At 62.6% G+C, this 439-nt stretch carries 1 protein-coding gene; it reads right to left on the reverse strand.

The features are described 5' to 3' along the window. On the reverse strand, window positions 1-381 hold a 381-nt coding region (locus KIP88_RS46115), incomplete at its 3' end, for a helix-turn-helix domain-containing protein (RefSeq protein WP_214494668.1). Window positions 382-439: the final 58 nt, after the last annotated feature.

The raw sequence follows: 439 nt of genomic DNA on the forward strand, positions 1-439 counted from the left end.
GCAAAGCTTCGGGCGCCGCGCCCGATCCCACCCGGCCTGATCGGACCTCGCAGCCCGGTAGCGATCCGCCCCGCCATTACGCTGGACTTCACGGCTGATGGTTGATGGAGATCGTCCCAAGTGGCGCGCGATCGACCGCAACGAGCAGCGCATGCTGAGCCATCGAGAGATCTCCTCTCGTTCAGGAAGGCTGAGCGCCTGTTTGGCACGGTGCCGATCCGGAGGACGGATGCCGCCGGTCGGCGAGATCACTGAGAAGACCGACGAGGACTCCCGGTCAAATCGGCGTCCGATCGAACTCATCGGCTCGCCGGCCTGCCAGCGATCCCAGATCTCGGATCGCTGGGCCGCCGAGTAGTAAATGCGCCGTCGCTGTTTCATGTCCACACTCCATCTTTGCTATAAGATTAGAGTGTTGCGCTGACCAATTGAGCCCACC

Source organism: Bradyrhizobium sp. SRL28 (assembly GCF_018596315.1).
Taxonomy (GTDB): Bacteria; Pseudomonadota; Alphaproteobacteria; order Rhizobiales; family Xanthobacteraceae; genus Bradyrhizobium.